The organism is Arsukibacterium sp., assembly GCF_018402695.1.
Classification (GTDB): domain Bacteria; phylum Pseudomonadota; class Gammaproteobacteria; order Enterobacterales; family Alteromonadaceae; genus Alishewanella.
In genome coordinates this window covers 331,294-357,621 of the sequence record NZ_JAGYIM010000024.1, presented here as the reverse complement: position 1 = coordinate 357,621, position 26,328 = coordinate 331,294, and the positions used below count along the sequence as shown (strand labels likewise).

General features: G+C 51.3%; 19 protein-coding genes and 1 pseudogene. 5 read left to right on the top strand and 15 right to left on the bottom strand.

Features of this window, described 5'->3' with window-relative positions:
* Nucleotides 1–4: 4 nt before the first annotated feature.
* Complete coding sequence (locus KG631_RS17485; protein WP_214000919.1) at nt 5–1,423, bottom strand: DNA polymerase Y family protein; 1,419 nt, start codon at nt 1,421–1,423, stop codon at nt 5–7.
* 1 nt (nt 1,424) lies between these two features.
* Nucleotides 1,425–2,168 carry a translesion DNA synthesis-associated protein ImuA gene (imuA, locus tag KG631_RS17480; RefSeq protein ID WP_214000918.1) on the bottom strand — a complete coding sequence of 248 codons (744 nt, stop codon included), beginning with the start codon at nt 2,166–2,168 and terminating at the stop codon, nt 1,425–1,427.
* Nucleotides 2,169–2,306: 138 nt separating this feature from the next.
* On the opposite strand from imuA, the gene KG631_RS17475 reads away from it, so the two are divergent.
* A complete protein-coding gene (locus tag KG631_RS17475; protein ID WP_214000917.1) occupies nt 2,307–2,618 on the top strand; it encodes a hypothetical protein in 312 nt (103 codons plus the stop codon).
* Here the strand turns inward: KG631_RS17475 and rlmC are convergent.
* Entirely contained in the window at nt 2,615–3,757 is a 1,143-nt protein-coding gene (gene rlmC / locus KG631_RS17470; protein ID WP_214000916.1) for a 23S rRNA (uracil(747)-C(5))-methyltransferase RlmC, read from the bottom strand. The genes KG631_RS17475 and rlmC overlap by 4 nt on opposite strands.
* 179 nt (nt 3,758–3,936) lie before the next feature.
* On the opposite strand from rlmC, the gene egtB reads away from it, so the two are divergent.
* Both egtB and egtD read left to right on the top strand, forming a co-directional pair.
* Nucleotides 3,937–5,202, top strand: coding sequence for an ergothioneine biosynthesis protein EgtB (gene egtB / locus KG631_RS17465; protein WP_214000915.1), 1,266 nt, complete (start codon nt 3,937–3,939; stop codon nt 5,200–5,202).
* A complete protein-coding gene (gene egtD / locus KG631_RS17460; protein WP_214000914.1) occupies nt 5,202–6,188 on the top strand; it encodes an L-histidine N(alpha)-methyltransferase in 987 nt (328 codons plus the stop codon). Before egtB ends, egtD begins: the two co-directional genes overlap by 1 nt.
* Here the strand turns inward: egtD and pbpC are convergent.
* From pbpC to KG631_RS17405, 12 genes and pseudogenes are all read right to left on the bottom strand, one after another.
* A complete protein-coding gene (gene pbpC / locus KG631_RS17455; RefSeq protein ID WP_214000913.1) occupies nt 6,153–8,591 on the bottom strand; it encodes a penicillin-binding protein 1C in 2,439 nt (812 codons plus the stop codon). The two genes, egtD and pbpC, sit on opposite strands and share 36 nt — an antisense overlap.
* A 12-nt stretch (nt 8,592–8,603) precedes the next feature.
* The gene (locus tag KG631_RS17450) at nt 8,604–14,555 is read right to left on the bottom strand and encodes an alpha-2-macroglobulin (protein ID WP_214000912.1); all 5,952 of its coding nucleotides are present in this window, start codon (nt 14,553–14,555) and stop codon (nt 8,604–8,606) included.
* 230 nt (nt 14,556–14,785) lie between these two features.
* The gene (locus tag KG631_RS17445; protein WP_214000911.1) at nt 14,786–16,246 is read right to left on the bottom strand and encodes a pitrilysin family protein; all 1,461 of its coding nucleotides are present in this window, start codon (nt 16,244–16,246) and stop codon (nt 14,786–14,788) included.
* Nucleotides 16,243–17,601, bottom strand: coding sequence for a pitrilysin family protein (locus KG631_RS17440; RefSeq protein WP_301003974.1), 1,359 nt, complete (start codon nt 17,599–17,601; stop codon nt 16,243–16,245). Before KG631_RS17440 ends, KG631_RS17445 begins: the two co-directional genes overlap by 4 nt.
* A 140-nt stretch (nt 17,602–17,741) precedes the next feature.
* The gene (locus KG631_RS17435) at nt 17,742–19,970 is read right to left on the bottom strand and encodes a YgiQ family radical SAM protein (RefSeq protein WP_214001029.1); all 2,229 of its coding nucleotides are present in this window, start codon (nt 19,968–19,970) and stop codon (nt 17,742–17,744) included.
* Between the two features lie 187 nt (nt 19,971–20,157).
* Complete coding sequence (locus tag KG631_RS17430) at nt 20,158–20,709, bottom strand: hypothetical protein (RefSeq protein ID WP_214000910.1); 552 nt, start codon at nt 20,707–20,709, stop codon at nt 20,158–20,160.
* 159 nt (nt 20,710–20,868) lie between these two features.
* The gene (locus KG631_RS17425) at nt 20,869–21,171 is read right to left on the bottom strand and encodes an XRE family transcriptional regulator (RefSeq protein WP_214000909.1); all 303 of its coding nucleotides are present in this window, start codon (nt 21,169–21,171) and stop codon (nt 20,869–20,871) included.
* A gap of 5 nt (nt 21,172–21,176) precedes the next feature.
* Complete coding sequence (locus tag KG631_RS17420; protein WP_214000908.1) at nt 21,177–21,527, bottom strand: type II toxin-antitoxin system RelE/ParE family toxin; 351 nt, start codon at nt 21,525–21,527, stop codon at nt 21,177–21,179.
* Nucleotides 21,528–21,724: 197 nt separating this feature from the next.
* Nucleotides 21,725–21,814 (bottom strand): annotated as a pseudogene (locus KG631_RS19315) (transcriptional regulator); the annotation flags it as partial.
* Nucleotides 21,813–22,556: an alpha/beta fold hydrolase gene (locus tag KG631_RS17415; RefSeq protein WP_301003972.1), complete on the bottom strand. Its 744-nt coding sequence runs from the start codon at nt 22,554–22,556 to the stop codon at nt 21,813–21,815. The pseudogene KG631_RS19315 and the gene KG631_RS17415, both read right to left, overlap by 2 nt.
* 105 nt (nt 22,557–22,661) lie before the next feature.
* On the bottom strand, nt 22,662–23,948 hold the full coding sequence (locus KG631_RS17410) for an MFS transporter (protein ID WP_214000907.1): 1,287 nt from the start codon (nt 23,946–23,948) through the stop codon (nt 22,662–22,664).
* Between the two features lie 71 nt (nt 23,949–24,019).
* Nucleotides 24,020–24,937, bottom strand: coding sequence for a matrixin family metalloprotease (locus tag KG631_RS17405; protein WP_214000906.1), 918 nt, complete (start codon nt 24,935–24,937; stop codon nt 24,020–24,022).
* A 191-nt stretch (nt 24,938–25,128) separates the two neighbouring features.
* Here KG631_RS17405 and KG631_RS17400 point away from each other — a divergent pair, with 191 nt between their 5' ends.
* Together KG631_RS17400 and KG631_RS17395 are read left to right on the top strand one after the other, a co-directional pair.
* On the top strand, nt 25,129–25,809 hold the full coding sequence (locus KG631_RS17400) for a glutathione S-transferase family protein (protein ID WP_365869349.1): 681 nt from the start codon (nt 25,129–25,131) through the stop codon (nt 25,807–25,809).
* Between the two features lie 81 nt (nt 25,810–25,890).
* Nucleotides 25,891–26,229: a YajD family HNH nuclease gene (locus KG631_RS17395; protein ID WP_214000904.1), complete on the top strand. Its 339-nt coding sequence runs from the start codon at nt 25,891–25,893 to the stop codon at nt 26,227–26,229.
* The last annotated feature ends 99 nt before the right edge of the window (nt 26,230–26,328 follow it).

The following is a 26,328-nucleotide window of genomic DNA, read 5'->3' as shown; positions in this document are numbered from 1 at the left end:
ACCCTTAGCTAAACCAGCCATGGACAAACCATTGCTGGCGGGCATTGCGATACAACCATAGCCACTGGCCCTGCCGGTTACGGCCAATATAATAATCGCGCTGCGCTGCCAGCTGCCAGCCGTCGGCGCATATACGCTCCGGCCCCTGGCTGATAGTGACCGGCTCAGTCAGCGGCTGCGGGTTAGATAATAAAAATGCCGGTCGCAGTGCGAACGCCGCGGGTGCAGCCTGGCCTTTGGCTGAATCACCTTTCACCAGTGGCAAACTACGCTGACTGGCCTGCTCGGGTAAATGCTGGTTTTGTATAGTTAAGCCGCTTACCGCGGCGCTGCCTAAGCGCGCCTGTAATATCGACAATAACTGTAAAGCCGACATCCTGGCATGCTGCTGTTGAAACAGCCCCTCTGTCGGCCGCTGCTGGCCGGCAAAACGGTTAACATCCAGTTGCAAACCATACACCGGTTCAGGCAAAGGCAGGTTTTGCAGTTGCAGCTGACATAGCTCTAACCAGGCAGCGGCTTTATACTCGCCCTGAGCCGAGCCAATACACAACTGCAATGGCGGGTTATCGCGAAAAAACAGGGTAAGCAACAACTGATGGCACTGACAGTTAGCGCGGCCCAGCTGCTGCTCCAGTTGCTGTAACAATTTCTCTAACGGCCTTACCAGTACTGTGCTGTCACTGATGTCATACAATAGTTCAAGGTAACGGCTAAAGCCGGGTTCTGGCTGCAGATAGTCCAGGGCATGATAATAGTCACCACGTAGCCGGCCCAGGTAACTTAGCAGCTGGCTGTCAAAGCGCCGCGCCAGCTCGCCCGGCGCTATGGCCAGCAACTGGCCCAGAGTATCAATACCTAGCCTGGCCATTTGCTGTTGCAATGGCTCAGCCAGCTCTGTTGCATGTAGCGGACTGGCATGTAACGCGGCGCTTAACTGCTTAGTATCGCTGCTGATTAACGCCGCCTGCTGCTTTGCCAGGCATTTGGCCGCATAAGGGGTGGCACCACAGCTATACAGGTATCGATAGTTAAGCTTATTTAGTTTCGCACTTAACTGCTGCCAGTATGGACGAAGACCGCGATAAAGCTGCAGCATCCCATCCAGGCGCAAAAACAACCCAGCCGGCGGGTCGAGCGCAATATCACTGCTTAGCTGGTACAACTGCTGCGCGACGTTGTTCAGAACCTTAAGTTGCTGGGCGGGCCGGTAAGGCAGCAGCTGCAAATCCGGACACAGCGCCGCGGCACTGGCCAGGCCCATTTGTAGTTTCAGGCCAGCATTAAGCGCAAGCTGATTTAACTGCATGAGCTGATGCTGCTGATCCACCAGGGCAATCGGTAACTGCGGGCTGTTTTCAGCAGACTGCTGCAGATGATCCAACTGCAGCGCCGGAAAATGTAAGTATAAAAACAGGGCCATCTTAACCTGCCTGGCGCATTGGCTCGGCAGCCGCATCGGCTAAACACAGTGCCGGCCAGCGGCGTTGCATATCAACTAAAAACGGAGCAGCCGGCCAGCTGCCTTTGCGTTTCAGCACGGTGATCTGCAGCCCATGCCGATCAGCTTGTAAACTGAGGCTTAAATTAACCGGTAAACTTAACGTTTGGCTAAGGTTTCTGAACAACACCATACTGGCTGCGCCCTGCTCTGCTGCCAGTTGCAGACGCCGGGCCTGGGCTAAACTAATGGCAGCAGGCCACAGCAACACACAAGCACAACAGCCACTTTGCAGGCATTGCTCCGCGGCCCATAACGCCTCTTGCTTTGGCGTTAATTTTTTGGCGGCCCTACGTTGGGTAGCTTTGGTATTATAGCCAGCCGGTTTTGAGGCGCTACGTTCAGGTGCCGGGGTTACAATTAACAGTTGGCTCAGATCAAGCCCGGCCCCTGCCAGCATATCAGCGCTAAGCTCTGCCGGCGGCGCAATAAACACCAGTAAACGCTGCGACTGCTGCTGTTGTTGCAATAAATAGGGTAATAACAGACGCAACTCACCAATGCCGGCCTCGCTTTGCATATCAATCAGACCCGTTAGCGGCAAGCCACCCGCTAACTGTTGATCCAGCTCCGGGTAACCGGAACTCACCGCCTGATAAGCCAGCTGTTGACTATCGCCATGCCATACCAACTGGCGCCGGGCAAGCTGATCTAATAACGCTGACATAAACCACCATCGAAATACTGTATATTAATACAGTATAACTAAAGAGATCGCGGATGCAAATATGATATGTCAGAGAATTAAGCTGGCATTAAGCTCAGGGGGGCTAAAACCTACCCACAGCCTTTTAGGAGTGTCACCATGAAATGTACTATTTATGTTGTTTGCAGTTTGGCATTAGTGTTAAGCCAGCCTGTTATGGCTAAACCAGAGCACGATAAATCATTGCCGCCAGGTCTTGCTAAAAAAGTAGAGAGTGGCAAACCACTGCCTCCGGGTTGGCAGAAAAAACTTTCCGCCGGGCAGTTTTTGACTGACGATTACTATCGTCGTAGCACAGTACTGAAAAAACCTAATGCTGATGGCATTATTACCGTGCAGATCGAAGGCACGGTCATTGAACTATTTGAACACAGCAGGGAAATCGTCCGCATTCTGGAAGGTAAGCGTTAAGCTGTTTTTTGGAGTAATGTCAGCACTTCATAATGGCTACTGTGGGCAAACATATCAAACAGCTGTACGTTCAGTAATTTGTAATGTTTAAGCCTGGCTAAATCTGCTGCCAGGCTTATTGCATTACAACTGGAATACAGCAGCCAGGTTGGCGCCAACCGTTCGATATCATCACATAAAGTTACACCTAAGCCACGCCTTGGTGGATTAACAACCAGCAAGTCAGGCGCTCTGGCAGCGGCATTGGCAAAAGCACTGGCGTCCAGTGCCTGAAAGCTGACATCTGTCAGGCCCAGCTCAGCAGCTGAACGCTGGGCACTGGCTATCGCCGCCGGGGCAATTTCAATTCCCACTAATGTTTGACCGGGTTTAACCAGATGCAAACCAAAGCCACCGACCCCGCAAAACAGATCCCATATTTGGCCGAACAGGCCCTGCTGCTGTAGCTCAGCCGCCCAGTTGGCGGCAGTCTGATACAAACTGGCTGCCATTACCGGTTGGGTTTGAAAAAAACTTTGCGGCTGCAGGTACAGTGGCACCTGATTCAGTTGCTCGGCCAGCACAGTTTGCTCTGTTAGCACAATTTCTTCCGGACCTTCCAGAATCGCAGCCGCTGCCGGCTGTATATTGACTGAGCAGAGTTCAAGTTCGAGCCATTGCTGCTCTAGCCAGGCTAAATGTTTGGTTACAGAGGCCAGGCAATTTTTTGATCGCAGCACAAAACGCAACATAAAACGGCCACTGTGCAGGCTTTGGCTAAGCAAAATATACTTCAGCTCACCGCGGCGGCGGCTAATATCATAAGGGGTGAGGTTTGCGCGGCGGATAAAAGCCTTGCACAGCGCAAATACCGGCGCAAAGCTGGCTGGATATAACGGGCAATCGGCTAAATCTACCTGGTCGCCCTGCACATTAACTATGCCCAGGCTTGGCTCATCAACGGTGCCGAGCACCACCATTTTTGCTTTATAACGAAAGCCTTGTTCAACACTTGCCACCGGTGCGAGCATGTTCTCAGGCTGGAAATCAGCTAATAACGCCGCCAGCTGCTGCTGTTTTTCAGCCAGTTGCTGTGGGTAGGGTTTTGCCAGCCACTGGCAGGATTGACAGCGTTTAGCCTGAAAATGATGGCAATGCATGTATTATTCACTTTACTGGTCGACGCACTTTGCTGGTCGACAGAGGATGCCTGTCGATTATTCTACCTGTTCATCATTTTGAAATAAACCTGCCAAATAATGCCAAAACGAATTGCAACCCTGCATTAACACAATATGCCTGCTAAACTGATAAATGGCCGTTAGTTAAGAGGAGTAAAATGGACTTTAACAGCAGCAGTAGCGCACAGGATGCTATCAATCGCTTTCAGCAGGTGCGCCGCCAGACGTTAGCCCTGACCGAAGGCTTATCAGCTGAAGATATGGTGGTGCAATCGATGCCTGATGCCAGCCCGCTGAAATGGCATCTGGCCCATACCAGCTGGTTTTTCGAACATTTTATGCTGCAACCTTTTTGCGAAAACTATTCCTTATACAATGACGATTATCCCTATCTGTTTAACTCTTACTATGATGCCATTGGTCCGCGCCATGCCCGCCCTGCCCGCGGTTTGTTAACCCGGCCGCCGCTGCAGGATATCCTGGCTTACCGGCAGCATATTGAGCAGCATATGGTTGCATTACTGCAGCGCCAGCTCCCCCAAGTAGCAGAGTTACTGACAATTGGTTTGCAGCATGAGATGCAGCATCAGGAACTGATGCTTACCGATTTATTGCATTTGTTATCGGCTAACCCGTTGGCGCCGGCCATGCAGCAGCAAATAGCTAAACCTGGCAACACCCAACCATCCGCCCCACAGATGCTAAGCCACGACGGCGGTCTGCTGCAAATAGGCGCTCCCGCAACAGGTTTTAGTTATGATAACGAAAAACCCCGGCACAGCTTTTATCTGCAACCTTTTAAACTGGCCAGCCGGCCGGTAACTAATGGCGAATGGCAACAATTTATTGACGATGGCGGTTATCAAAACCCCTTATTGTGGCTATCTGATGGCTGGCATTGTTGCCAGCAGCAAAATTGGCAGGCCCCCCTGTACTGGCGGCAACAGCAACAACAATGGCTTAGCTTCACTCTGCAGGGCGAGCAGCCTGTTAATCCGGCTGCGCCGGTTTGCCATATCAGCTACTACGAAGCGGATGCTTATGCCCGCTGGGCTGGCAAACGCCTGCCCCGCGAGCAGGAATGGGAAGTGATAGCCGCAGCGCAGCCAGCCGCTATGGCAGATGCTAATTTGCTTGAGCAACATATCTGGCAGCCAACCTCATGTCACAACCAACCGGGCTTGCAGAAGCTGTTTGGTGATGTCTGGGAGTGGACCCAAAGCCCTTATGCACCTTACCCGGGTTTTACACCCGCGCAGGGCGAGCTGGCTGAATACAATGGTAAATTTATGGCCAACCAGTTTGTGTTGCGTGGCGGCTCCTGTGCTACGGCGCAACAACAACTCCGTAGCAGTTACCGCAACTTTTTTTACCCCCATCAACGCTGGCAGTTTAGCGGACTCAGATTAGCAGAGGATCAATAATGCCATCAGCTCAGATGCTGTTGCAATCAACAGACTTCAACATCACCCCTCTTACCCCGGCAGTGGATCGCAACTTTGCCGACGATGTATTACATGGCCTGGCCTTGCCGCAGAAACAGCTGCACGCTAAATACTTTTATGATCAGCAAGGCTCAGATTATTTTGACCAGATTTGCCAGTTACCTGAGTATTATCCGTACCAGACAGAACTAAACCTACTGCCCAGGGTGGCCAAAGAGTTAGCGGGCATCTTCACTAAAGACTGCACCATAGTGGAATTTGGCGCCGGCTCACTGGTAAAAATTAAGCCACTGCTCAGGGATATCAGCAGTATCCGCCAGTTTATCCCTATTGATATCAGCGGTATCCATCTGGAAATGGCCTGTCAGCTGTTATTATCTGATTTTCCAGATTTATCAGTCATACCCGTCATCGGTGATTTTTGCTTCCCGGTTGACCTGCCAGCACTGAGTCATCAACAAAAGATTGGCTTTTTCCCGGGGTCTACCATAGGCAACTTTTGTCCGCCACAGGCGGCCAGTTTTTTACGTAATGCCCGCTGTACACTAGGGCCGGACAGTTACCTGCTGATCGGAGTGGACACCAAAAAATCACCGCATTATCTGCACCAGGCCTATAACGATGCCGATGGCATTACAGCGAAATTTAACCGCAACATTTTAACCCGGATCAATCGTGAGTTAGGTGCAAATTTCAGCCCGGAAAAATTCGAGCATTATGCGTTTTATAATGCCGGCCAGGGCCGGGTAGAAATGCATCTGATCAGTACTGAGCAGCAAGTAGTTGATGTGTATGGTAGTTCCGTGGCTTTTGCAACGGGCGAAAGTATTCATACTGAAAATTCGTATAAATATACCCCGGACGAATTTAGTCAGCTGGCATTGTCTGCCGGCTGGCAGGTTGAGCGAACCTGGCTGGCTGAGCAGGATTTATTCGCCACTTACCTGCTGCGTAATCGCGGTTAAAACCGGGATTTCGCTTATCCGGATATTAACACTCGCTGCGCCACCTAAATCGTCCACCACGGTTAACGTTACCCGGCCGGGCTGGCCTTGCCAGAACAAGGTCTCGCCTGGCATTACCGCCCCCAGATAACGATTGTTGGCAAACCAATGGGCCTGGGTTACCGCGCCGTCAAAACTAGCCTGCAGGGCAATATTCTGCTGGTCCAGACCTTTTTCTGCATCAGCATTAATTTGTTGCTCTACCAGATAGGTCAACTGTGGCTGCGGTGAGCGGATTTGCGGTGGCTGGCGTGTTAATAGCAGATTATCCGGGCAAAGCTGCTGATAACGCGGCGGGCTAGCCAGCACAATACCTGCCTGCTGCATTGCGTTACTCACTTCAGATGGCCAGAACTCAAACACCTTAAGTTCTGTTACGCCAGGCTGATGCAGACAGGCCCGCAGACCACTGGCAAGATCAATCGGCACGGCGCGATGCAGCTCTGAAACTTTAATAGGAGACACCCCCGGGATAAACCAGCCGGGCACAGTCTGCGGGCAATATTTATTAGGTAAGTCACCACTACGACTGCACAGTGGTACTTTTTTCAGATTTAAACCAACCGCGGGGCTGAATAGTTGCTGATTATCCACTGAGTTCTGCGGCAACAAAGCCAGTAACTCAAATAGTAACGGCCCGGCAGCCGTGCGGCCGACTAAGTTGGGATTACTACTGCCATCAAAATTACCCAGCCATACCGCCAGCACGTAGTCACCGCTTAAGCTAATAGCCCAGGCGTCGCGAAACGCATAAGAGGTGCCGGTTTTCCAGGCAACCGGTTTTTCTGCGGTCAGCTCGCTAAGCAATCCACCCTGCAGCCGGGGATGCTGGCGCAACATATCCAGGGTCAGGAATGCAGCCTCCGGACTCAACATCTGGCGGCTGTTTGACGCCTGCTCTGTCTGTTGTTGTTGCCAGGCCAGCGGCTGCCAGCTGCCGCCGTTACCCAGCATGGCATAAAGCTGTACCAGTTGCGTCATACTTATCTCCATGCCGCCGAGTACCAACGCCAGGCCATAGTGGCTGGCAGGTTGGTTCAAAGGCACGCCGGCGCCAGCCAGCCACTGGTAAAAGTCAGGTTGCTGCAGCTGAGCCTGCAGCTGCACTGCTGGTAAGTTGCGGCTGTTAATTAAAGCAGTGGTCGCAGATATCGGCCCGCTAAATTGCCGGTCAAAGTTTTCCGGGTTAAAGCTGCCATAACGGCGTGGCAAGTCGGTTAACACACTTTGCGGATGAATAAGCCCCTGCTGCAATGCCAATGCGTAAACAAAGGGTTTCAGGGCGGAACCTGGTGAGCGCTGTGCCGTCACACCATCCACCTGACCGGCTATAGCGTCATTATTAAAGTCTGCCGAGCCTAACCAGGCCTGCACCTGCAACGTACTGCGCTTGATCAGTAAAGCACTGGCATTGTTAATGCCTTGCGCCTGCTGGCGCTTTAAGTAGTGGCTAAGCTGCTGCTCAAACCGTTGCTGTAGCGACAACTGTAAGCTGGTATAAAAACGTCCCTGTTGCCGTCCTTGCTGACGCAACTGATGAATAAAATGCGGTGCATAATTGGGTATGTCTGCCCGGCTAAGGTACTGCAAAGGTAAATTCAGTGGCAGTTGCCACCCCGCATCCCGCTTTGCCTGTGCAGGTTGTTGTTGCCAGATAGCCGTTAGCCGCTGGCGGGCCAGTTCCAGTTGCTGCTGGCCTTTTTCACTGAGCGGGCTGCGCTGATTAGGGTTTTGCGGAATAACACTCAGCGCCAGCGCTTCTGGCAGTGTCAGCTCTACGGCTTCTTTGCCAAAGTAAATCAGGCTGGCAGCGGCTATGCCTTCAATATTACCGCCGTAGGGCGCATAGTTAAAATAGGCTTCCAGCAACTCGTCTTTACTGAAGTGTCGCTCCAGATAAAGCGCGTAAGCGACCTGGCGTAATTTGCCAGGAAGGTGGCTGGTATTCAGGTTAAATCGCAGCCGGGCCAGCTGCATACTGATGGTCGAGGCCCCCTGGCGCCGCCCCTGGCGTACCACACTTTGCCAGAAGGCTCGGGCTATTGCGCTTACATCTACGCCAAAATGCTGATAAAAATCGCGATCTTCATACAACAGTGTGGCCTGTTGCAACGCCGGCGCAATATCCTGCAACGGCAGCTTTAGCCGATAGCGCTGATCGGCCGCCAGCTGTAAACTCAGCAACTCACCGTTTGCCGCAAAATAAGCACTGCCCTGCTGATAACCGGCGTATAAATCGGGCCTGCCGGACAACCCCAGCAGCAACGCCGGCAGCAAGAGTAGCGCCAGTACGGTGAACAGCAACCTGCGCAGCAGCCTTAACAGCTTGCTGCGTCTGCCTGAGCTACCCCTATCTGCGCTCATCAGGAACGGTCCCTACCGCGCCGGCTCAACCACAAACCGGCTGGCTGCAGTATTAGCATAAACCTGGCTGTCATACATCGACTCTGCAGTGACCGCCGGCACAGTAAAGTCGCCGGCTGCGGTAACTTTAACCTGATAACGCAACTCGGTCATCTGAGGGCCGAAACCAGCATAGTAGATCAGGCGGTCTTCGCGGATATCGACATAATCAGCCCGCCAGGGCCCTTGTTGCCGGGCTACTGAGCTACGCACCAAACTAAAGCCGGCTGGCAGTAGATCGACAACGGCTACATTATTGTGCCAGCTATTGTTGGTGCTGCGCAGCCGTAACCTTACCGTCAGCTCATCACCCTGCCGCGCCTGGCTAACTACTTCACCTTCGCTATTTAAATAATCGCGCACCACTTCCAACTGTTCGGCCTGAGGCTTAGCGGGTGGTGTTTTGGCAAAGCCGCTTTCACTCAGCGCATAAAACAGCGGCGTCTTAGTATCCTCGTCACGGGTTATCAGGAGCTGTTCGGCATCACTGCCAAAGGTAAACCGCGGCAAACTACTGCGGTTATCGGCAGCGGTTAACTCAGTGCGCTCACCGCCAACATTCACCTGAAAAATCTGTGGCACTGCTGCCGCAGCTACCGTATCCAGCTGCGCATAAGCCGACAACGCCAGCACCGCATAAGCGGTACCAATGGTATTGTATTGCTGGTCAAATACCGGTTGCAGCAGTTTAACAAGCTGTTCGCCGTCCAGTGCTTTGGCCTGCTCACTAAAATGCCGTGCTAACAAATAGACATACTGCGCATCCAGGCTTAGCTGCGGCTGAAAAGCCGGGTTGGCAAAAGGCGGTAGCGGGTTGGCAACGCGCTGCGAACTCTGGCGCTGTAAATAAGCCTGCTGCATGGTCGAACTCTCCCCCAGCCGGTAGTCGCCAATCAGACCCCGTGCCACTTCAGGCTGCTGCATCAGCTGATAACTGGCCGCCATATAAATTGCGGCAATATCGGTTTGCCAGGCTTGCTGATGTTGCTGCTGCAGCCGCTCATGCAGTTCAACCAGATAGTTGGTGGTTACCTCACCGCTGCGGGTTAACAGGTAGATGGCGTTGGCACGCAGCCTCGCCTGATACAAATTGCCACCGCTTTGCCGCGCCACGTCCCGTAAATAATCCAGCCCCTGCTGGTACAGATAATCAGGCACCGCCAGCCCCTGCTCGCGGGCGGCCATTAAAAAGTGCATGACATAAATACTGGGGAAATCGGCACTGTGGTAACCGCCCGGCCAGAAGCTGAAACCGCCATCGCTTTGCTGGCGCTCAGCCAGCTTCTGAATTAACTGTGCAAACTGCTGTTGCACCAGTGGCAGGCGTGCCTGATAGCCCGGTTGTTGCACCAACCCCAGCCACGGGAATACCTGCGACACCACCTGCTCGGTGCAACCATGCGGGTAGTTTGCCAGATAATCGGTAAAGCTTTCAGCCAGCACCAATGGGTTAGCTGAGGCCGCCACATTAAGTGTGGCAAATTCACCATGCAGCGGGTAACGGGTGCTTAAGGTCAGCGGCGTTTTGTCGGTATAGCCGGCATTAAGCGTCGTCTGATAATGGCTGGCCGGCCGGATACTTAAACTGACCTCCCGGCTTGACTCCTCCAGCAAATCCGCTTGCTGGTAACGGGCGCTGAAGCTTATGTCAAAGGCCCCCGGCGCCGCCCCGGCTTTTAAACGAAAACGAGCACTCTGCTCGCTGCCTTCGCTGATTTGCAGCGTTTGTTGCAGCGGGCCTGCAGTAGTTAAGCCGTCAGGCAAGGTCAGGCTGACGCTGATATCAGCATTATCACCTGAGCCCTTCACACCATTGGCGACCGAAACGCTTACCTCAAACTCATCACCCGGTGCGGCACTTTGTAATACCTCCGGTGTTAGCACAAAGGGCCCGCGCACCCGGATATCGGCACTTTGCGCCCCCAGTGCGGTATCACTTACCGCCACTGCCATCAGTTTTAAATTACCGCTGAAACTGGCTGGAACCTGTACCTGCTGTTGCTGCATTTGTGGCCCGGCTTTTACCAGGCCTAACCAGAATACCCCTGGCTGCTCAGCCCTGCGGGCAAACGGATTCAGGTTTTTCTGCAGCATCATGTCAGCTGCCATGGCCATCCGTTCCCGGTCATCGCCGCCTACCCCGGCCAACTGACGTTGCAGCAAGCTGAATTCCGGTAAAATAAGATCGAGCATTTGCAAACTGCGTACCTGCAGCGCCCGTTTTTGTAAGAAGTGGCTTAACGGATCGGGCAGCTGATAATCTGCCACCTGTAAGATGCCTTCGTCCACGCCGTAAATCAGCATATCGGCTGGCTGATTAGCCTGATAACTGACATTAAAAGGTTTGCCCGGCCTGACTTCGGCCGGCGCCTCCAGGCTGATTTCAAGCTGACGACGACTGCGGTCAATATTAAAGGGTACCACTGCATAACTTAACGGGCTGACAAACAAGGCATCAGAATCAGCGGCTCGGACAAAGCTGACGTTAATATAAGCATTGCCTTCCAGTCCTTCTGGCAGCCGAATACGCTGCATACTGCTGGTTGTGTCGGCGGTAAACCAGCTGAAAGCATGCACTTTATCGCTTTCAATACTGATTAAGCCGCTACCGGTATACGGTGCAGTAATATTAAGCTCAATCCACTCGCCGGCTTTGTAATCGCTTTTATCCAGCTTAACCGTTAACGCCGCATTTTTTTCCAGCATGGCACTGATATTACCGGCGCCAACCACGCTAAAGGCCAGACTGCCCAGCACATTGCCATTACTGTCAGCAAGTTGTAGCTCAAAATCGCCCGGGGTCTCTGTCGGCAAACGGTAATCGGTACCCTGCTCAGCAATCGTAAATGGCGTTTGGCTAAGCGTTATATCCTGGACAATGCTCTGGTACTGATAGGTACCATCGTTCTGTTTTACCAGGCTGGTTACCGGGCGTTTTTCAATCAGCTGCAGAGTCAGATCGTCCAGGCCGATTTGGCTAAGGCTATTATCAATCGCAATAAAATTAACAGTGCGCTGTTGCTGCTTTTTAAGATAGGTTAGTGCACCATCGGCCTTAACCGCCACCAGCTGCGGTAAAGGTGATAACAAACTGCTTAGTCGTTGCTGCACGCTGCGCCCGCCACCGGCTTCAAAACCCTCAGTGGTCACCACAAGCTGATAGGTGCCGCCGGCATATTGCTCCAGCCCCAACGCAAACACGGCTTTACCATCGGCATCAGTTTGTTGCTCCTCCAGGCTTTGCTGCACCCGCTCTGCTTTAACATTGTCTTGCTGCGGGCTGAGAACCTGATAATCCGGGTATTCACTGAAACTGAAACTGCGTGGGATTAATTCCAGCCTGGCCGCTACCCGCCGTTGCTGGGCCGGCGTACCAAATAAATTATCCAGTTGCACCTGCACGCTTAAATCTGCCGGGTGGAGCCAGCCCTTTGCATTAACCGCAGCATCACCCTGCACGAACCCGCTGCTGATCTTCATGCTATCAGGCTGAAATTCTTCCACGGTGAAACTGACCGAGCCCAGATGACGCTGAGTATTACCCTTGCTGTCGAGTAAACTGACACTGGCATGATAGTTACCGGTATCGCTGTGGGGCTGAGTATCCAGCTCAAAACTGTGCATTCCACGGCCACTCAAGCTGAAGTTTTGCTGCCAGAACGTATTGCCACGCGGTCCCTGTACCTGCACTTTCAATGGCAAGCCACCATCAGCGGCACTTAAATCGCCATGGCGGACAATGGCAGCCAGCTTTACCTGCTCGCCCGGCCGGTAGATGCCGCGATCACTGAACATATATGCACTTAAACTTTTGGCATCATCCGGGCTCTGATACTGACCACTGGTATTAAACTTGGAGTAATCAAGCTGACGGGTGTAGCGATCAAACGGAATAAAGCTGGTATCAACCACACCATTGCGGCTGCGGTTTACCCGATACACCGTTGGTTGGCGCTCGCGGTTAAATTCGTTGGTTTTGGCAAAGCTGACTGTGCCACGGGCATCGGTTGTTGCTTCGAACAGCGCCAAACCATTGCGACCAAGCAGCGCCACCTCAGCCCCGGCTACCGGCTTACCATCGGCCAGAGACAACACAAACAGCTGCTGGCTGCTGTCACTATTATGTTTTACCAGCAGGCCTAAATCGGTCACCAGCACCAGCCGTTTATCCAGCTGCTGGCCTTCCACATCAGGCCGGGCCGGATCAAATTCGCTCAGTTCGATAAAAAACAGGCCCATGCCCGCTTGCTGCAGGTAAGGCGTTAACGCCAGCGCCTGATAACTGGCTTGCGCTGGCGATGCATTACTTACGGTGTAAGTGTGCTGCTGTAAACTGGTGATATTACTCTGATTAAAATTGTAGTTATGAAAAGAAGGCTGGCTGATGTCGCCAGCGGTCTGGGTAATTAAATGGTTCAGTTGCTCTGGCAGCAATTTATGTAATTTCACCCGGACGCCTTTCACACCGCGGCTAAGCAACTGCAGCTTCTGCTCACCACTGAGGGTTAGCATGGCACCTTCGCCGACTATCCGCGCTTCTTTCGGATACGCCGGCACCTGAACCACGGCCCGGTATTCATTGGCCAGGGTAAAGTCACTAACCGACTGCAAGCCAGCGGGCACACTGACAAACAGATGCTGACCTGGCGGTAAATCCAGCTTAATGCTAAACGCATTATCATGCGGCAGCGCGCCAGGCATTAACTCAAAACTTACCGGGCTGGCTTGTTGCAGTACTGTGCTGTTTACCTCGCCCGGTGCCCAGTAATTTGACTTACGCCGCGGGTTTTTCGGCAAGACATACAATTTTAATTTATTTTGCAGTTCACTGCGATTTAGCCGGTCGGTAAAACTTAACAGCAGCATTTGCTCTGGTTGTTGCTCAAGCTGTTGCTCAGCGCTTCTGACAATATCGGTGCGCAGTTCACTGACTTTTAAAAAACTGCCACTATCTGGCACTAACAGCTGCGCTTCAACTACATCATCCGTTTTAGCGTCACCCTGCACAGCCTTTACCCCAGCTTTTAGCTGCAGCGTTAAATATTGCTCCTGGGCTGGCAAGGTAATGGCTTCAGATTGCACATACACCTCACGGCCGCTGTTATCTACTGTGAACGTAAAGGGTAAAGCCTGTGGCTTGCTGACTTTTTTTGTATGATCTTGTTTATTGGGGTCCGGGCGCATCAGCATACTCAGCTGTTGGCGGGCACTTTCCAGCTCTACCGGATGGCTGAAATTAAGGGTAGCGACAATTTGCCGACTGGTCGGCTCGGTAGGGTTCTGATAAAACCGCAGCCGGTTAATTTCAACGGTCAACGGCACCGTGGTAAAGCGGTACTGCTGCTGTGCCAGCTTAATTTCCGGGTTAAAAAGTCGCTTTTCCAGTTTAACCCTGTACTTCTGGCCGGCCGGCCAGGCCTGCTCAGGGGTAAAAGTCAGGGTATTGTCATCCTGCCATAACCATTTACCGGCAATGGCCGGGCTGATGGCTGCGCCCTCGCTTAGCACTTCACCAATTAAGTCGAGCCGGGCGGCGGATAGCATTGGCGCTGGCATCGATGTATCGCCGACAGCAAGGCGTGGTTGAGGTTGAGGTTGAGGTTGAGGTTGAGCATGATCGCCAAAGTCATAACTGAATTTCAGGACTAATGGTGTCGGTTGCTCGACATCGTCCTGATAATGGCCCAGTTCCGGACTAACAACCTCTGCCTTTACCTGCAATGGCTTGGGCAATTGCTGGTAATAACAGTAGCCGGCGACTATTGCTGCCAGTAACAGCAGCAACATAACCACCGCCCCCCAGAACCGGCCGGGCCGGGTTTTGGCTGTATGCTGTAACCGTATCAGCCAGCCAGGTGCCGCCCAGTTAACCGAACCAAATATTGCGCGAAATACATTATTCGCAGATGAACCAGAGGCAGGCATAACCATTCCTTGTCAAAGCAGGGTATTTATAACCACGGGAAAAACCAGAGATACCGCCGAGTATAACCGGCGAAAATTAATCACTGATGAACTATAGCAGCTTGTGCTAAAACACTTAACCGTGTGCTGGTAAAGAGTTGTTATAACAATTAAAAAGCCGCTTGCTTAGCCTCTGTTACCTCAGGCTAAGCACGCGGCTTTACTACTTTTCTCTGCAGGATGCAGCTTATTTATTGCGGGCTGAAACCATTGTCCTTAATCGCCACGGTTGTTACCTCGCCCAGGCGTTGGGCCAGATCGGTAAGCTCACTGGCTTTGCCAACTAACACAAACTGCAATTGTTGCTGCGGAAAGTACTGCTTGATTAGCCGCTCAGTATCGGCAAGGGTCAGGCTATCGACCTTTTGCTCGAAGTCGTTGATATACCCTTTATTAAACTGGTACAGGTGCATGCTACCAAGCAAGTCAGCTAACTGGCTGTTGGTTTCATAGTTTGGCGGAAACTGACCTTTGACATAGGCTTTGGCAGAATCCAGCGTGGCCTGATCTATGCCCTGTTGCCACAGCCTGTTATAGGTAGCCAATGCCAAATCAAGCGTTTGCTGAGTGGTTTCCGTTTTGGTAAAAGTACTGATCTGAAAACCACCACCAGCGCTTAGCGAACTGAACCCCGATCGGGCGCCATAGGTTAGCCCGCTGTTAACCCGCAGTTCGTCATTCAGCCAGGAAGTAAAGCGGCCACCCAGGATGGTGTTAATAACCTCAAGACCAACATAGTCCGGGTTATTCTGGCTAACCCCCACGCCACCAAACATCAGGGTAGTTTCTGTTGCATCCGCTTTATCTACCAGCAATACCCGGGCTGCTGCCGGCTTAGCAACCGCAGGCAATGCCGGTTTTGCGGCACTTTTGCCCTGCCAGTTCGCAAAGCGCTTGCTTAACTGCTGGCGTAGTTCTGCAATGGTAAAGTCACCCGCCACCGCTATGGCAATATTATCGGGCTGATAATACCGCTGATAGAAGCCGGTTACGCCCGCCAGATCCAGTGCCGCCAGCGATTGCTCACTGCCGGTATTAGGTTTGGCATAGGGGTGATTACCATAAAGCAAACTGTCGAAATAACGGCTTATCACATTGCGCGGGCTTTCTTTTACCTGCTGTTGCTGGGCCACCAGCCGGGCATGCAATTTACTGAACTCTTCGGGGTTAAACGCCGGCTGCATCAATACCGCCGCCAGGATATCCAGCATGGCCGTGGTATCTTTTTGCATAAAGCTCATGCTCAGATAACTGGCCTCTTTGCCGTTACTGGTACTGAGGCTGGCACCAATAAAGTCGGTTTCCTGCTCCAGTTGCTGTTTGCTTTTGCCACCGGCACCCAGCAGTAAGCTTTGCGAGGTTAAAAACGCCTCACCGCCTTGCTGGTCCAGCACCGCCCCAGCGCCGATAACCACTTCTATACTTAGCAGTGGTACTTCGTGCTGGGGCATTAAATATAAGGTTAAGCCATTGTCCAGCACCAGAGTCTGATAAGTTGGTAACTGGAAACCTTTGACCGTCGTACCTGCCGTTGCGCTGCTGACGGTTGCCGCCCGGGTAGTCTGCTCCGGCGCACTGCTACAGCCAGCCAGGGTAATACAACAGGCGGTCAGCGCGGTCAGCGCCGCTCTTTTACTAAAAAAATGGCTCATTCGTCCGCCTCCTCGGTTGCATCCAGCACACCGACAGTGCGGTTAGCCCGGGTAAGATACTTACTGGCCACCCGCTGAATATCAGCTGCACTAACGTTATTGAACAATTCAGCGGTTTGATAAAGCTTACGGTAATCACCAAAGTACAGCTGGTAGGTACCAATATTATTGGCTTTGCCATTAATGGTTTGCATATTGCGGTAAAAGTCCATCAGCTGAATATTTTTTGCTTTCTCCAGTTCCCGGGCCGTCACGCCCTCATCTGCTACCGCAGCCAGTGCCTTTAACATAGCCTGCTCCAGTGTGCTGGCGGCAACGCCTGGCCGGGCAATGGCATATACGTAAAACAGATTCGGGTCGAACGACAATGGCAGGTTGGTAAAGACATTGGTGGCCAGTTGCTGCTCTACCAATGCCTGATACAAGCGTGAACTTTTGCCATTGCTTAAAATAGTGCTCATCAACGCCAGTGCGTAGTAATCCGGATCGGAAGTCGCCGGTACATGGTAACCGAGCATAATATTCGGTGAAGTTGCTGAGGTTTTCTGCACAAACACCCGGCGCTGGCCTTTTTGCTCGGGCTCAACGGTTCTGACGTCACGTGGCGCGGGCTGGGCCGGAATGGGCCCGAAATACTGCTCTGCCAATTGTTGTACCTGCGCCAGGGTAACCGCACCGGCAATAACTACCACGGCGTTGTTAGGCGCATAATAGGTTTTGTGGTACTGCACTAAATCATCGAGGGTCCAGGCCTGAATATCAGACTCGTGACCTATAATAGACCAGCTATAAGGATGGGCCTGAAAAGCCACGCTCTTCAGCGCTTCATTTAAGGTGCGGTAGTTTGAGTTCTCCAGGCCAGTACTGCGCTCAGAGATCACCACGCCCCGCTCGCTTTCCACCATGGCCGGGTCAATCGCCAGATCAGCAATCCGGTCGGCTTCCAGGTCAAAGATAATTTCCAGCGCAGATTGTGGAAACCAGTTGGTGTAAACCGTCAGGTTTTCGGTGGTATAGGCATTGTTGGCGCCACCAGAGGCTTCCATTACCTGATCAAACATTTTCGGGCCATATTTTTTAGCGCCGTTAAACATCATATGCTCAAAAAAGTGAGAAATACCGGTAATGCCGGGCGCTTCATTGCGCGAGCCGACTTTCCAGAATAAATACATATTAGCGTTAGGAATGGAATGATCTTCCAGCACCAGAATTTGCATGCCATTGTCGAGGGTAAATTGCTGGACTTCATTTGCTGCCGTACTGGCCGTTTCTGCGGTAGTGCTGGTGGCAGCCTCAGACGCTATCGGCCCCAACAGCAAGGTGATGGCCAGACTGGCCGTAAACAACGATCTCATAAGCGCTCCGTTAGCTTAAGCTGTGTTGTAGCTTAACCAAACTAAACTATAGAAGCGCTACTGTGCTGTAAAGCAGCAGTTTTAATAAAGTGTAACCAAATATAGCAGGCTGCGGCTGGCTGTAACCGGCTGCAGCATAATTACCGGGCTTTTACCGGTTTTCGGTGACTGGTTTTGCCGCCAGCAGCTTTGCCGCCAGCGTCTTTTTTAGCATTTTTAGCAGCCCGGGTAATAGCATTGGCCGCCGGGTTTAACCCGGTGTGCCGGCTCAGCGCCGGTTTACCGCCTTTACCAGGCTTTTTAAACAGCTCATCTTTGCTTTCTTCCGGCACTAAACAGCCTTTGCTGCGGCCGATTAAATGCTTCAGGCCCATTTTAATTAACGCTTCGCGAATTTGCGGCCAGCCTTTCGGATCGTGATAGCGCAGTATCGCCTTATGTAAGCGCCGTTGCCGCTCGCCTTTCGGCACGGCCACCACTTCAGCATTGGCTTTATTGATGTTTTTCAGCGAGTTCATTTCGGTATGGTAAATGGTCGTCGCGTTAGCCATTGGGCTCGGGTAAAAGTTCTGTACCTGGTCCAGTTTAAAATCACGCTCTTTTAACCACAGCGCCAGGTTCACCATATCTAAATCTGTGGTACCTGGGTGGGCGGCAATAAAGTACGGAATTAAATACTGCTCTTTACCGGCTTCTTTGCTGAAGCGGTCGAACATTTCTTTAAATTTGTCGTAGGCACCCATGCCCGGTTTCATCATCTTCGATAAGGGGCCGTCTTCGGTATGCTCCGGGGCGATTTTTAAATAGCCACCCACATGGTGCTGCACCAGCTCGCGCACATAGTTCGGATCTTCCACTGCTAAGTCATAGCGCACACCAGAAGCAATCAGTACTTTCTTAATGCCGGGTAAGTTGCGCGCTTCCCGGTACAGCTCTACCGTCGGGCTTTGATCGGTGTCCATATGCTCGCAAATGGTCGGGTATACACAACTGGGCCGGCGGCAGGTTTGCTCGGCTTTCGGGTTTTTACAGCGCAGTTTGTACATATTGGCTGTCGGGCCACCCAAATCGGAAATCACCCCGGTAAAACCCGGCACTTTGTCGCGGATATCTGCAATTTCCTGCATTATCGACTCTTTTGAGCGACTTTGAATGATCCGGCCTTCATGCTCGGTAATCGAGCAGAACGAGCAACCACCAAAGCAGCCGCGCATCACGTTAACCGAAGTTTTAATCATCTCGTAGGCAGGTATTTTAGCATTGCCATATACCGGGTGTGGTACCCGCTGATACGGCAGGCCAAACACTAAATCCATTTCTTCAGTACTTAGCGGAAAGGCTGGCGGGTTAACCCAGATATGCCGATCGCCATGGCGCTGCATAATCGCCCGGGCACAGCCGGGATTCGTTTCCTGGTGCAGAATACGCGAAGCATGGGCATATAGCGGTTTGTTAACGCTGACTTGCTCAAACGCCGGCAGTTTAACGTAGGTTTGCTCCCACGGCTTTTGCCGCGCCGGCTGCACCAGTATCGGTTTAGCTTCTACTTGCGCCGGCTTAGATAAATCAATACCGGCTTTAGCAAACTCAGAATAGCTGCTACAACCAACATCATCAGCACCATAAGGGTTGGATATCGGGTCTATTTTGCCAATTTTATCAATGGCGGTGGAATCGACCCCGCGCCAGCCTGGTAACGGCTCTTTACGAATAACCGCCGTGCCACGCACATCCTGAATGTCGCTAATCGGCACACCACTGGCAATCCGGTAGGCCACTTCAATTAATGGCCGTTCGGCATTGCCGTAAATTAAAATATCGGCTTTGGCATCAAAGATAACCGAACGGCGTATTTTTTCTGACCAGTAATCATAGTGGGCAATCCGGCGTAAACTGGCTTCAATGCCGCCAATAATCACCGGCACCTCTTTATAGGCTTCTTTGCAGCGCTGGGTATAAACAGTAACCGCCCTATCCGGCCGCTTGCCGCCAATATCACCCGGTGTGTACGCATCATCATGCCGTAGCTTTTTATCAGCGGTATAACGGTTAATCATCGAGTCCATATTGCCGGCCGACACGCCGAAAAACAGGTTCGGCTTACCCAGGCGCATAAAGTCGTCTTTGCTGTGCCAGTCCGGCTGACAAATAAGCCCGACCCGGTAACCCTGCGCTTCTAACATCCGCCCGACTACTGCCATGCCAAAGCTGGGGTGGTCAACATAGGCATCGCCGACTACCAGAATTACATCGCAGCTGTCCCAGCCAAACTGGTCCATCTCTTTGCGCGACATCGGTAAAAACGGCGCCGTGCCATAGCACTCGGCCCAGTATTTCGGGTAGCTGAATAAATCGCGCTCAGGTGCCATCCGCGCTACAGGAGCAGATTTGCGGGAGACGGCAGTAGCAACAGTGGACATAAATTAAGCACCTGAGTGAAGCAAGGGCGCGTATTATACTAGGTGTCGGGGGGAAAGGCGAATGATCGCTCACTTCAGCAGCGTCATCCAGACTCAACCCAACTCAAGCACTTGACTTGATAGAAACCTGCCTTTTCTATTGAGATTTCATGAAGTTTGCAATTTTCTTCAATTCCTCTGCAATTTTTTTATTCCAGTTATGATCAGAAATATCAGAACATTCAAAAGATTTAATATCTAGCCTCGATATTGATTTGTGTTTTTTTCGAAAAAAACTAAGGGCTGGCTTGCTATAATAACTAGCTTCAATATCTAAACACTCGTCACCCAATTTGTCTCGAATTCCACCAAACTGGCCCCACGTCAATACTCTTTTGGCTCTGGGACCGAAACATGGTATGCCATTAATCAATGGCCCATTACTCATAATCTCCGAATCAGATAATTTATCAATCCCAAAAGCTCTATATGGTACTGGCTCAGATGATGAAAAACTAACACCCCAAGCAGGACTATTACCTATATTTTCTATTACCAAATTAATAATCGATGGCCTTCTTTCATCAATTTGAGCATACACAACAATCTCAGGATCTCTTGCTTGTCTGTATATTAAATAGCTAACTACTGTCGATGCAGTCGCAATAATTACTGCAACCAAACTGATGATAAATGCACTTGATTCCATTCTTAAGCCGATTAATCAACATTCAATGTATTGTTACATTTACCGAAAAACTGAACATGGTCAAGGATTTATTTGCGGCAAAAGCAAAGGGCGCAATAATGCGCCCCTACGTTGATTTGGCGTGGTTCGTCAGTTAGTGGGAAAACCCGAGGTTGTCGTCTATACCGTAAAACCGTAATGAGTGCCGTCTGGCAGTTCAATGTCTAACCTCAGTTTACCGCCAGAGGCTTCTACATAGCGTTTAAGCGATGATAACTTAAGATCGCGCCCCGGTTTTTCCATATCAGATACCGTAGGCTGTTTCACACTAAGTGCTGCTGCAATGTCTTTCTGAGTCAGATTCATACGTTCACGTAGTTCTGCCAGGTGAATATTCAGCAATATCTCGGCAGCCTGCTCTTTGGCACTTGCCACTACTTCAGGTTTCTCATGCGCCAGTATTTGTTCAAGTGTTCTTGTCATAACCGTTACTCCTGCTGCAATGCCTGTAAATGCTTACTAAATTCTTCATCCGCCAGCGGTATCATAGTTTGATAAAAACGTTTTTCGTTGCCTGCTTTATTGCCGGCGCACAGCACTATGCCATGTCGTTTTGGATCAAAGGCAAAAAACGCTCTGATAGGGTTGCCTTTGCTTTGCACCCTTAGCTCTTTCATATTCATATAACGAGAACCTTTTACCGTATCTGCGTATGGTCTGGGTAACATTGGCCCGCGCTCTCGTAAAGCTAACATCGCCGCCAATACACTGGCACGGTCAGTATCGTCCAGCCTATCAAACCAGCTATCGAAAAGATCCGTTGTTTCTACCATCCACATAAGATGCCCTTAGCTAATATAGCTTAAAACCTATATAGGTTAAAAGCTATATTTCCAATATAAAAACCTTAATGAAAATTAATTGTTAACTAAAAGAAACGCAAGAAAAGAAGTCTATTTTTATCAGGTCGTAGCGATTACGCGAAGAATAGGGCCGCATTGATGCGCCTCTACGTTGTTTTGCTGTGGCGGCCAGCTTAATTCGCAGCCAGTTGGTGGCAGAACTCGGGGTTGTCATGAATAGTAGCCAGCACCTTGGCAGCCAGGCCTGTTCGATTGCGGCGCTTACCCTTCCCGTTCTACTTGCGTCGGGCAATCAAACTGCCGGGCAGTATCGCCGTTGAATTTACCTGCTTTTAAAAAATGTAGCACTTGCCTAATCACCTTTTGCCGTTTCATCAGAAACGGATGCGATACCTCTACCGTAACCAGGGCGCACATACCTTGTACTTTGGTGTTTTCAACAGATACCTTGCCGTCATCAGGGTTAGGCAGAAAGTTAGACAATAAAAGATTGATAGAACTGGTGCCGGCGATAATACCCAATTCAAAGTTTACCGGCCCCAGTTGTTTGGGCACATCCTGCTCACCGGTACCCAGTTGCATACCTGCCGGGCCGTTAAAGGCTTTAAAACCCGGTATATCTTTTATGTTATCGACCACCTGGCTACCCTGATTTGGCGGCCCCATCATTACCACCCTGCCTAAGTCGGTAATATCGTTATCCTGTAAATACTGGCGCAGCAAAATGCCGCCCATCGAATGGGTAACAAAATGAATAACGCTGCTTTGCTCTGCCCTGCACTGCACCAACGCCTGAGGAATAACCATAGGCGCTAACACCTCAATAGCGTGCTCTCGTGAAGGGTAATCTACATTCACGGTATGGTAACCAGCGTCATCAAGCGCCTGCTGCATTGTTTCCATTGCACCGGCGGTGCGGGCCAGGCCGTGCAATAGCACCACACAATCTTTCGCTATACTGTTGAACGACATTAGCAGCAGCAATGCTGATAAAATAACTCGCATATCTCTCCTGTTATTAGGTGATAAGAAACAGGCTAGAACAGTCGGTAGGATATTTTACGACCCGGCCCGCCTGATAATTAGTAGTTTCAGTTATTAATCCATCCACTAAGCAGGCTTAGCCGATGCCAACACCCGCCTCTTGCTCATTCTATTGACTAACAACCACGCGCACAGGGTGCCAAGCAACATAATCAGTGCCATCAATAAAAAATAGCCGGCAAAACCACCGTCCGGATTATCTAACATGCGTCCGGTGAGTGGCGCGAAAAACACATCGGGGGTAAAACCCAGCAATGAGATAACACCCACCGCAGTGCCAGTAGCACCCAGCCGCAGCCGGCTTTCATCAATTAGAGCAAAATACACGGCCCGCAAGGCAAACACGCCCACAAACGTTAGCGCTAACATTAGCGTTAGCAGCATAACTGCCGGATACAGTTCCGTCAGTGCCGCTATGCTGGCAAAACTGAGGGCCAGCGCACTAAACAGCCCCAATGTCAGACGACTGGCCCGGATCCGATCTGCCAGTAAACCCGCAGCCACCGCCACCACCGGCCGCAGATAGCTGGCCGCCGTGGTAAATTGCGCCGCCTCCAGCTGTGACCAATTAAAGGATTGCACCACAAACAGACCGTAATTATCCAGCGATTTATAGCCGCAATAAGCACAGATTACCACGCCGGCCTGCAACCAAAGCAGTGGGTTTGCCAAAGTTTCGCCCAGCCTGGCGGAGGTTGGTGCTTGCTGCCCTGTCTCAGGCTGCACCCTGATACTGCTGATAAAAAACCAGGCCAGACCAGCGGTAAGCACGGTTAGCATACTGTAATAAACAATCAGGCTGCGAAGTGACGCCAGCGCCTCGGTTGCACTGGCAAAGTTACCGTCTGCCAATATTGTATAACGGCCCAACAGCAACACTGCGCCACTGGCAAACACACTGGCAACGAGGCCACGGCCGCCGTCAAGTACGCCAAACGCCAGGCCCTGGCGGGTAGCAGGCGCAGAGAACCGCGTCGCTTTTATCATCGCCGCCCAAAACAGTAAAATGGTGGTGCAACCCCAGTAGCCAAACAGCAGTGCCAAACCGGTAACACCGGGCCCGGTCCACATATAAGCGCCACCCAGCGCTGTTGCCAGCAAGGACACACTCATCAAGCGGTTGGGTGCCACTTTGTCAGCAATAATGCCGCCGGGAAAATAACAAAGCATGGCCACCACACCGTAGACAGCAAAAATATCGCCAAGCTGAGCATTATTTAGCTCAAACGCCTGCAAAAAGGTCGGGCGAAAAAAACGCGCCAGGTGAAAGGGCAACGCAAAAATCAGCTCACCTGCCAATATAATAATAAATACATGCCAGATAACTGATCTGGTTGCACCCTGACGTGGCATGGCATCCTCTGCATTGCTATGAAAACAGCTTCAGCATCATGGCATCACCTTAAGCTGTCAAGCGTCCACGCTTAAAAGCCGCATTGCTGCTTCAGTGCTGCGACATCTTCTGCTGTCGGGCCTGTTTGCTGCAGATTAAGAGCGTAATGCATTATTGCAGTATCATTATCGGTATGGCCGAGCCCCAGAGCGTGGCCAAATTCGTGGCTTATGGTCAGTTGCAAGGCATTTGCAGTACTGTAAGCGAAAATAGTCATGTTACGCCTACCGTTGACAATTTCCATTAAACCAACTTCAGCGGCTAATGGTGGCAGCTGATCTGAAAATAGTGCATTGCGATCCGCTACGGTGTCATTAAGATAGTCTTGCTCACGTTGCAATTGTGCGTGTTGTTCATTTAGGCGCTGTGCCTGTTGTTGCAATTGCTGCTCGCGCTGCTCAAGCCGTCGCTGTTTTTGTTGCAGCGCCGCCAGATTAGCCTGGCTGGCGTTGGCCGCTTGCTGACTAAATGCAGCGATATCCGCCGCAAACTGCTGGTTTTGCTGGCTAAAATCACGGTGGCGCAGCTGAAGCTGCTCGCTCTGCTGCTGCAAAGCTGCCGCCCGCTGCTCGATGTTGCTATCGTAGCGCTGAATATTACGCTCGAGCATTGCCTGCTGCAGCATCTGCTGCTGACGCTCGTCATAATGAAAATTTATTGGGAAACCTTGTACGCTGTCATGTCGGAAAAGCTCCTGTCCTGCCGCCCTGTTCCACCCACTCGCCGCATTATGGGCGGCCTGCTCGGCTAGCTCAGCTGTTAGCGCAAAAGCGGGGTCAAGCTGGCCAACGCGCCAGAGTACCGGGGTTTGACACAATTGCTGACGCAGGGCTTTTTCTGCTATTTGTTTCACTACTTGCGGCTGTGGCCGCTCTGCAGCAAACCAGGCTGACAACAGCAGATAGCTGCCCAGTAATAGCAGTGAAAGAAATAGCAGTCTTGCTAGCATGATTCAACCCCGGGCCGGACGAATGGGCCATTTCTGGCAACAGAACAGTCCCTAATGTAAACGGCCTGGCGGTTATTCTGCAATACCCAGCTGATACACTAAGCTGGTATGGCCTGAAATTAAGCCATCGTCCGACTTGATGCCAAATTACAAGCAGCGTAATCTTTAGCAACTTAGCCATGGAGGTGCCTGTGTATCAACTGTTTATTGCCAATAAAAATTACTCATCCTGGTCGCTTCGGCCCTGGTTATTAATGCAACAGCTGAGTATTCCGTTCGACGAAAAATTACAGCAGTTTCAAGTCGACAACTATGATAATTTCCGCCAGTTCTCACCGACCGCAAAAGTGCCGTGCCTGCATGATGGCGATACAGTGGTGTGGGAATCGCTGGGTATTGTCGAATACCTGGCCGAGCGGCATGTTGGGGTCTGGCCGGCAGATGCAGCAGCCCGTAATTATGCCCGTTGTGCTGCCAGTGAAATGCATGCTGGCTTCAGTACCCTGCGCAATGTGTGCACCATGAATTGTGGTGCCAGAGTGCAGTTAAACAACCCACCCGCTGAGCTGGCAAAAGACCTGGCGCGGCTGGACGAGCTATGGCAACAAGGCTTGAACCAATTTGGCGGGCCCTTTCTGACGGGAACCTCTTTTACCGCGGTTGATGCGTTTTTTGCCCCGGTGGCATTTCGGGTGCAAAGTTATGATCTTAAGCTAAGCAACAATGCCATGGCGTATATTAAGCACCTGCTGACCCTACCTGCCATGCAGGCCTGGTATCAGGCGGCATTGCTGGAAAGCTGGCGCGAACCGGGCCATGAGGCAGAAATGGGACTCTATGGCAGCATCATTAAGGATTACCGACAGAATTGACGCCGAAAACCCGTGTCGCCAGACGGCAGCTGAGGTATGCTTAGTGTCAGTAAAAACTGAAACCGGAAAGAGCAGACTGTAATGAGTAAAAACAGCATCGGCGCCCAGGCCTATCAGCAGCAAGAACAGGGCTATCGTGATAAAGCACTAAAAATGTACCCCTGGGTATGTGGCCGTTGCGCCCGTGAATTTGTTCACTCTAACCTGCGCGAACTGACCGTGCATCATATTGATCACAACCATAGTAATAACCCGGCGGACGGAAGTAACTGGGAATTACTGTGTATTTATTGCCATGACAACGAACACAATAAATTCCACGAATTTGTGCTGTATGGTGGCACCACTGAACAAAAAGTGGCTGCAGCGACCCATAATCCCTTCGCTGATTTAAAAGCGCTGCTGAATAAGCAAAAATAACCCAAATTATACTGGCGCATAATAGCGTTTAATAGCTTACTCAACCGGCTCGTCCGGTTTACTTTTTTCTCTAAAGCTATTTTTTATTTAACAATCTCC